Raw genomic sequence first — 7,893 nt, 5'->3', positions numbered from 1 at the left:
AGCTGCTTCTCGATCTCGGTCTCGGAGCCGGGGCCCTCGAAGTTGATCTTGACGCCGAGCTCCTTGCCCTTCTCCTCTGCACCCTTCTTCACGGCCTGCCAGAACTGGTGCTGGAAGCCCTTCGAGACCAGGTCGATGGTCATGTCCTTGGCAGCGGGCTTGTCGCCGCCGCCGGCCGGGGTGTCGCCCTTGCCGGTGGCGCAGCCGGCCAGGCTCAGCACCGTCAGCGCTGCGACGGTCGCGACGGCGATCTTCTTTCCGTACTTCATGTGAAACTCCATCGTTCTGTGATTGTGGACGTTCTCGGGTGGACGTGCGGTGTTCAGTTGGGAAGGGAGGTCGTTCAGCTCTTGCCGCGGTTGCGCAGCGCGTCGAAGAACACGGCGATGAGGATGACGATGCCGGTGAGGATGTACTGCCACTCGGTCTGGATCGACATGCTGCGCAGACCGTTGATCAGCACGCTCATGATGAAGGCGCCGATCACGGTGCCGACGATCGATCCGCGGCCGCCCATCAGGGAGGTGCCGCCGATGACCACGGCCGCGATGGCCTGGAGCTCGTAGCCGGCGCCGGCGGTCGGCTGAGCCGAGCCCAGGCGGGCGGTCAGCAGCACACCGGCGATGCCGATGAACAGGCCGGCGAAGACATAGACCCAGATGGTCCAGCGGCGGGTGTTCACACCGGAGAGGCGGGTGGCCTCCTCGTTCGAGCCGATCGCGAACGTGTAGCGGCCCAGCAGGGTCTTGTTCAGCGTCAGGTACGCGATGACGGCCAGCACGATGAAGATGAGCACACCGGAGGGGAGGCTCGCGAAGTAGCCGTCGGACGCCGTGAGCACCGGGTCGAACTGGACGATGCTCGTGACCTGCTTGCGCGTCTCGGGGGCGAAGGTGATCGGCTTCACCTCCGAGATGACCAGCGCCAGACCCTGCGCGATCATCATCATCGCCAGCGTGGCGATGAAGGGGGGCAGACGCAGGAAGGTGACGTTGAGCCCGTTGATCAGGCCGATCAGCGCACCGGTGGCCAGGGCGCCGAGCACACCCACCCACACGGGCAGGCCCCATCCGGTGATGAAGGTTCCCATCATCACCGAGCACAGCGTCATGCCGAAGCCCAGCGAGAGGTCGATGCCCGCGGTCACGATCACGAAGGTCGTGCCCAGTGCGAGCACCCCGACGAGAACCGTCGACATGAGGATGTTCTCGATGTTGGAGGACGACGTGAAGTTCGATCCGAAGATCGCGAAGAACACGAACAGCACGATCAGCGTCCCGAGGGCGAGCCCCTGCTGAACCGAGTTGCGCAGAGCCGCGCCGAGGCGGCCCTTCTGGGTGTTCTCGGACACCGCGGTCTGCACGACCGTCGTGGTCGAGTTGCTCATCAGCTGTCCTCTCCGTGGGCTGCGAGATGCATGATCTTCTCCTGGGTGGCTTCCTCGTTGCGGAGCTCACCGGTGACCTCCCCGTTCGCGAACACGGCGATGCGGTTCGCGACGCGGAGCAGTTCGGGGAGCTCGGACGAGATGACGATGATGGACTTGCCCGAGTCGGCGAGCTGCTGCATCAGGCGGTAGATCTCCTCCTTGGCTCCGATGTCGATGCCGCGGGTGGGCTCATCGAAGATGAGGATGTCGCAGTCGCGCATCAGCCAGCGGGCGATGACGACCTTCTGCTGATTGCCGCCCGAGAGCAGCTTGACGATCTGGTTGACCGAGGGCGTCTTCACGCGCAGCTGCTGCACGTAGTCCTTGGTCTTCTGCTTGGCCGTGCGGTCGCCCATCCAGCCGAGCGCGCCGGCGTAGGAGTTGAGCGAGGCGAGCACCGTGTTGAAGGTGACGTCCTGCTCCAGCATGAGACCCAGCAGCTTGCGGTCCTCGGAGAGGTATCCGATGCCCTGCTTGACGGCGTCCTCGGGCTGACGGATGCGCCGCTCCCGGCCGCCGATCACGATGCTCCCGCCGTCGCGCGGATCGGCTCCGATGACGGCGCGAGCGGTCTCGGTGCGTCCGGCGCCCATCAGCCCGGCGAAGCCGAGGATCTCGCCCTGGTGCAGGCGGAAGGACACGTCGCGCAGCAGCGACTTGGTGGACAGGCCCTGCACCTCGAGGACCACCGGCTCGGTGGTGTAGTCGCGCGGCGCGGGGCGGGCTCCCTCGTCGATCGCGCGTCCCACCATCATCTCGATGATCTTGGGGATGCTGATCTCGTCCTTCTCGAGAGAACCGATGTATGCGCCGTCGCGCAGCACGCTGACCCGATCGGCGAGGCGCCGCAGCTCGTCCATGCGGTGGGAGATGTAGACGATGCCGGTGCCCTTGGCCTTGAGCTGCTCGATGAGGGTGAACAGCACCTCGACCTCGGCGTCGGTGAGGGCGGAGGTCGGCTCGTCCATGATCAGCACCTTCGCGTTGAACGAGAGCGCCTTGGCGATCTCGACCATCTGCTGCTCGGCGACGGTGAGCTCGCCCACTTTCTGACGGGGGTCGAGGTGGATGTCGAGGCGCTGCAGCAGCTCAGCCGTCTGCTGGTTCAGGCGCCGCTCCGAGACGAAGGGTCCGACCTTCGGCTCGCGGCCGATGTAGATGTTCTGCGCGACCGTGAGGTCGGGCATCATGTTCAGCTCCTGGTGGATGATCGTGACACCGAGCTGCTGCGCCTGCAGCGGACTCGTGAACTCGACCGGCTCGCCCTCGAAGGTGATGGTCCCCTCGTCACGCGTGTAGATGCCGGAGAGGATCTTCATCAGCGTCGACTTGCCTGCGCCGTTCTCCCCGACGAGGACCAGGACCTCACCCGAGCGCACCTCCAGGTGCACGTCCTTCAGCGCCTGCACGCCGGGGAACCCCTTGCTGATTCCCTCCACCTTGAGGATGGGATCGCTCATGCCCGCCTACTCCCTCGGAGGTCGAGGATTCCCGTGGAATCCATTTCAAACATCGGATCAATTCTGCGCGTCCCGGGTGCGATGCGCAAGTTGTATCTAAATGTATCTAACGTCGGCGCACAGCGCCAGACCTGTAATAACAAGTTGGTCACGGTGGTGTCGCTGCCCAGAACGACCGGATGACTCAGTGCAGCCGGATGGAGTCGACGGCGACGAGCTTGTCTCGGATGAAGCGGTTCGCGTGCGCACCGAGCTCCTCGTTGTCGGTCCACAGGTTGCGCCAGATCCCCAGCATCCGACTCAGATCCTCCGCGACCACCGCCGACGAGAACGACTCGAAGACGATCGGGCCGTCGTAGCCGATCCGTCCGAGCGCCTTGAAGAAGGTGTCGAAGTCGACCGTGCCGGTGCCGAGGTAGCCGCGGTGGCTCTCGCCGATGTGCACATACCGGAGCCCGGGTGCGGCGTCGAGCACGGGAGCCGCCATGTCCGACTCCTCGATGTTCATGTGGTACGTATCGAGATGGATGCCCAGGTTGGGCCGATCCACCTCCGCGAGGTAGCCGATCGCCTGCCGCGCGGTGTTCAGCACGTTGGTCTCGTAGCGGTTCACCACCTCCAGGCTCACCTGCACACCCCGGGAGGCGGCGTGGTCAGCCACGCGGCCGATGACGGCCCTGCTGCTCGCCAGGCCCTCCGGCGTGACCGGCATCATGTACTTGCGCATCGCCGAGTAGATCACGCCGCAGAAGTGCGTGCCGCCGAGCTCCGCGAGCACATCGACAGCGCGGATCAGCAGCGCCTCGCCGGCCGCCACGACGTCGGCGTCCGGGCTGGTGATGTCGGTCGCGTCCGAGAGCCCCAGCGAGGCGCTCACCGCCAGGCCGTGCTCGGCGAGCGCCTCTTTCGCGGCCTCGACATCGAAGGCGAACGGGTCCATCAGCGGGAACTCGATGAGGTCGAATCCTGCCCGTGCAGTCTTCTCGACGGCCAGGCGGATGCCCGCCGCGTCGAACTCCCCGGTCCAGACCAGGCCATGGCATCCGATGTTCATGTGAGCTCCCTCGCTGCTGAACTGGCACGTTGCAATTTCGCGTTGAAGCGACGGTACCCGCGGTGGTTGCAACGTGTCAATGCCCGGGTATCGTGACTGTCACCACCTGATTCGAGCGGAGAGGATGCCGGATGCCAGCCAGCGTCAAGGACGTCGCCGCCCATGCGGGGGTCTCGGCCTCCACTGTGTCGAACTACCTCAACCATCCGCACGTGCTCAGCGAGAGGACGAGGGAGCGCGTGCGGGACGCCATCGCCGAACTCGGGTTCGTGCCGAACGAGTCCGCCCGCCAGCTGCGGGCCGGCGCGGGCAGGACGATCGCGCTGATCCTGCTCGATGCCTGGCTCCCGTACTTCAGCGAGCTCTCCCGGGGCGTCGAGGACGTCACCCGGGAAGCCGGCTGGTCGCTGTTCTTCAGCAACAGCAACCGCGATGCCGCACAGGAGCAGCGCAACATCGACATGTTCGAGGCGCATCGCGCGCAGGGCATCCTCATCTACCCGCTCGGCGACGTGCTCGGCCGGCTCGAGGGCCTGGCGGACAAGGGCATCCGCTCGGTCGTCATCGGCCCCGAGCAGCCGTCGTCCTCCGTCGGCTCCGTGGCGTTCGACGACCGCGGCGGCGGCCGGCTCGCCGGGGAGCACCTGATCGGGATCGGCCGTCGCCGCATCGCCTTCCTCGGCGATCCCCGCACGGTCAGCCAGTCCGCGGATCGCCTCGCGGGCCTCCGCGACGGGGCGCCCGATGCCCGGATCGAGGTCATCGCGACGGACGGGCTCACCATCGAGGCCGGACTGCTGGCGGCGGAGCGGATCATCGCCGCCCCCGCAGCGGAGCGCCCGGACGCCCTGTTCGCGGCCAACGACATGCTCGCGATCGGAGCCCAGACCGCTCTGCTGCGCGCGGGCATCATGGTTCCCGGCGAGGTCTCGATCGTCGGCTTCGACGACGTCGACCAGGCCCGCCAGGCGCTGGTCCCCCTCACCACCATCCGGCAGCCGGGCTACGAGATCGGCCGTGCCGCGGCATCGGCGCTGCTCCGACTGCTCGAGTCTCCGAGCGCACCCGCCGCGCCGGTCACGCCCTTCGCCGCCGAGCTCGTCGTCCGGGCCTCGACGGTCGGCTGACCGCGGGACGCCCGAGTGTTCAGGCCGAGGGGTGTCCGACGACGCCCTTGCGCAGCAGGGCGTTGCCGTACTTGCGGGTCTCTCCCGTGCGCACCATCAGGTACGCGCCCTTGGCGACGTCGTAGTACGCGAAGCGCTCCACGAAGCGGGTCGTGTCCAGCGCCGTCCCGGCGGCGGCCATCAGCTCATGCTGCACGTCCAGCACCTCGGCATCCGCCGACTCCATCAGATCCATGCCTGGCGCATCGTCCAGCGGCAGCACCGACCGGATCGCGGCGACCACCTCGGGCGTCGTCGTGCCGGGCAGGTCGATCACGCGCTCGCCCAGCGCCCACGCCGGGAAGTGCGCGTCGGCCACGACGACCGAGTCCGAGTGCCCCATCCGATCCAGGTGCAGCAGCAGCTCACCGGTCAGCAGCGGGTTGATCCCCTCAAGCATCCGTCAGTCCTTTTCTCCCTCTCGCCGACGATCCGAACCGCGTCACGCCGGGATCAGTCCGTCCTCGGCCAGCTCCGCCCACAGATCAGCGGGGATCTCCAGCGCGGCGTACTCGGCATTCTGCCGCAGCTGCGCGGGACGGCTGCCGCCGACCACGACCGAGCGCACGAGCTGCGACTGCAGCGGGAACTGGATGGCGGCCGCAGGAAGCGGCACGTCGTGCGCCCGGCAGATCGACGCGATCCGCACCAGCCGGTCCCACAGCTCCTCGGGAAGCTGGCCGTACTCGTATCGGCCGTCGCGCTTCGGCTCGCTCTGCGCGAGCAGTCCGGAGTTGAACACGGATGCCGCGACGATCCCCGTCCCGGTCTCCGCGCACGCCGGCAGCACGTCGGCCGCGGCAGGCTGCTCCAGCAGCGTGTAACGTCCCGCGACCATGATCAGGTCGAGGTCGGCCTCGCGGACGGCGCGCGACAGGGCGTCCGACACCATCGATCCGATGCCGATCGCTCCGACCAGACCCTCGGACCGCGCCTTCTCCAGCGCGGGGAAGGCCTCGGCCAGCGCGAGGTCGAGGTCGTGGCGCTCGGGATCGTGCAGATACAGCAGGTCGATCCGGTCGAGCCCCAGCCGCTCCTGCGACTCGGCGATGCTGGCACGGATGCCCGCCTCACTGAAGTCCCATTCGCGGCGCAGGTCGTCCGGAACGTGGAAGTCGTTGTCGGTGTCCAGCCCGCCCGGCTGATGCGCGGGGTTCGGTCGCAGCAGGCGCCCCGCCTTGGTCGAGATCACGAACTCGTCGCGCGGCTTGGTCTGCAGGAACGCGCCCAGGCGCCGCTCGCTCAGCCCGAGTCCGTAGTGCGGGGCGGTGTCGAAGTAGCGGATGCCGGCGTCCCACGCCGCCTCGAGAACCGCCCAGGCCTCGTCATCGCTGAGCGCGCGGAAGAGGTTGCCGACGTTCGCAGCGCCGTAGCCGAGCGCGGGAAGCTCAAGCGACATGCTGCCCCGTCCAGGTGTACTTCGCGATGCTGTCGGCCTTCATCTCCATGCTCGTGCCCGGCGCGGTCGGCGCCATGTACGAGCCGTCCTGGATGTCGGTCGGCACCACGAAGTGCTCGTGCAGGTGATCGACGTACTCGATCAGCCGGCCCTCGCGAGAGCCGCTGACGGCCACGAAGTCGAACATCGACAGGTGCTGCACGGCCTCGCACAGGCCGACGCCTCCCGCGTGCGGGCACACCGGCACGCCGAACCTGGCGGCGAGCAGCAGGTTCGCGATGTTCTCGTTCACGCCCGCGACGCGCACGGCGTCGATCTGCATGATCTTGATCGCGTCGGCCTGCAGCAGCTGCTTGAAGATCATCCGGTTCTGGGCGTGCTCGCCGGTGGCCACGCGGATCGGGGCGACGCCGCGGGCGATCTCGGCGTGGCCGAGGATGTCGTCGGGGCTGGTGGGCTCCTCGATCCAGGCGGGGTGGAACTCGGCGAGCGCATTGACCCACTCGATGGCCTCGGACACCTCCCAGCGCTGGTTGGCGTCGATCGCGATCGGGAAGTCGGGGCCGCACACCTCGCGCGCCTTGCGGAAGCGGCGGATGTCGTCCTGCAGGTCGGCGCCCACCTTGAGCTTGATCTGCGTGAAGCCGTCGGCCATGGCCTCGCGGGCGAGGCGTTCGAGCTTCTCGTCGGAGTAGCCCAGCCAACCGGGGCTGGTCGTGTAGCCCGGGTAGCCGGATGCCAGCAGCTGGGCCTCGCGCTCCTCACGCCCCGGCACCGCCGCGCGCAGGATCTCGAGGGCCTCGTCGCGGGTGAGCGCGTTGGTCAGGTAGCGGAAGTCGACCAGGTCGACGAGCTCCTCAGGGCTCATGCGGCCGAGCAGCTGCCACAGCGGCAGGCCCGCACGCTTGGCCTTGATGTCCCACAGCGCGTTGATCACAGCGCCGATGGCCATGTGCATGACGCCCTTCTCGGGGCCGAGCCAGCGCAGCTGGGAGTCGCCGATGATGTCGCGGAACGTGCCGCCCATGTCATCCAGCAGCGGCTCGATCTCGCGGCCGACGAGGTGACCGGCGAGCGCGTCGATCGCGGCGACCTGCACGTCGTTGCCGCGGCCGATCGTGAACACGAACGCGTGGCCGGCGATGTCGTCCTCGGCGTCGGTGCGCACGATCACGTACGCGGCCGAGTAGTCGGGGTCGGGGTTCATCGCATCCGAGCCGTCCAGGCTCAGCGAGGTGGGGAAGCGGATGTCGCTGGTCTCCAGCGCGACGATACGGCTCACGGGGCTCCTTCGGCGCGTCGGACGAATATGACGCGGACTCTTGGAGTGTAAACATCCGATGTCTATACTGTCAACGGCGGGGTCACGTCAGCACCCGCTGTCG

At 67.7% G+C, this 7,893-nt stretch carries 7 protein-coding genes and 1 pseudogene; 1 reads left to right on the top strand and 7 read right to left on the bottom strand.

Annotated features, from left to right (window positions below):
* The 4 genes and pseudogenes from BGN97_RS01540 to BGN97_RS01525 form a co-directional block, all read right to left on the bottom strand.
* Positions 1-269, bottom strand: a pseudogene (locus tag BGN97_RS01540) (BMP family ABC transporter substrate-binding protein); the annotation flags it as partial.
* 74 nt (positions 270-343) lie between these two features.
* A complete protein-coding gene (locus BGN97_RS01535) occupies positions 344-1,387 on the bottom strand; it encodes an ABC transporter permease (protein ID WP_292697447.1) in 1,044 nt (347 codons plus the stop codon).
* Positions 1,387-2,889 carry a sugar ABC transporter ATP-binding protein gene (locus BGN97_RS01530; RefSeq protein WP_292697445.1) on the bottom strand — a complete coding sequence of 501 codons (1,503 nt, stop codon included), beginning with the start codon at positions 2,887-2,889 and terminating at the stop codon, positions 1,387-1,389. The genes BGN97_RS01535 and BGN97_RS01530 overlap by 1 nt, the downstream gene beginning before the upstream one ends.
* A 184-nt stretch (positions 2,890-3,073) precedes the next feature.
* Positions 3,074-3,943 (bottom strand): sugar phosphate isomerase/epimerase family protein, encoded by an 870-nt coding sequence (locus tag BGN97_RS01525; protein WP_292697442.1) that lies wholly within the window; start codon positions 3,941-3,943, stop codon positions 3,074-3,076.
* Between the two features lie 131 nt (positions 3,944-4,074).
* Here BGN97_RS01525 and BGN97_RS01520 point away from each other — a divergent pair, with 131 nt between their 5' ends.
* The gene (locus BGN97_RS01520) at positions 4,075-5,070 is read left to right on the top strand and encodes a LacI family DNA-binding transcriptional regulator (RefSeq protein ID WP_292697440.1); all 996 of its coding nucleotides are present in this window, start codon (positions 4,075-4,077) and stop codon (positions 5,068-5,070) included.
* A 19-nt stretch (positions 5,071-5,089) separates the two neighbouring features.
* Here the strand turns inward: BGN97_RS01520 and BGN97_RS01515 are convergent, their stop codons facing one another.
* From BGN97_RS01515 to BGN97_RS01505, 3 genes are read right to left on the bottom strand one after another with little or no spacing between them, the layout of a single operon-like run.
* On the bottom strand, positions 5,090-5,509 hold the full coding sequence (locus BGN97_RS01515; protein WP_292697438.1) for an RbsD/FucU domain-containing protein: 420 nt from the start codon (positions 5,507-5,509) through the stop codon (positions 5,090-5,092).
* 42 nt (positions 5,510-5,551) lie between these two features.
* Positions 5,552-6,508 (bottom strand): aldo/keto reductase, encoded by a 957-nt coding sequence (locus tag BGN97_RS01510; RefSeq protein ID WP_292697436.1) that lies wholly within the window; start codon positions 6,506-6,508, stop codon positions 5,552-5,554.
* A complete protein-coding gene (locus tag BGN97_RS01505) occupies positions 6,498-7,790 on the bottom strand; it encodes an L-fuconate dehydratase (protein WP_292697434.1) in 1,293 nt (430 codons plus the stop codon). The genes BGN97_RS01510 and BGN97_RS01505 overlap by 11 nt, the downstream gene beginning before the upstream one ends.
* Positions 7,791-7,893 lie beyond the last annotated feature (103 nt).

It is taken from the genome of Microbacterium sp. 69-10, from assembly GCF_001897945.1.
GTDB lineage: Bacteria > Actinomycetota > Actinomycetes > Actinomycetales > Microbacteriaceae > Microbacterium.
The sequence above is the reverse complement of the archived record's forward strand: the minus strand, read 5'-3'. Positions and strand labels throughout refer to the sequence as shown.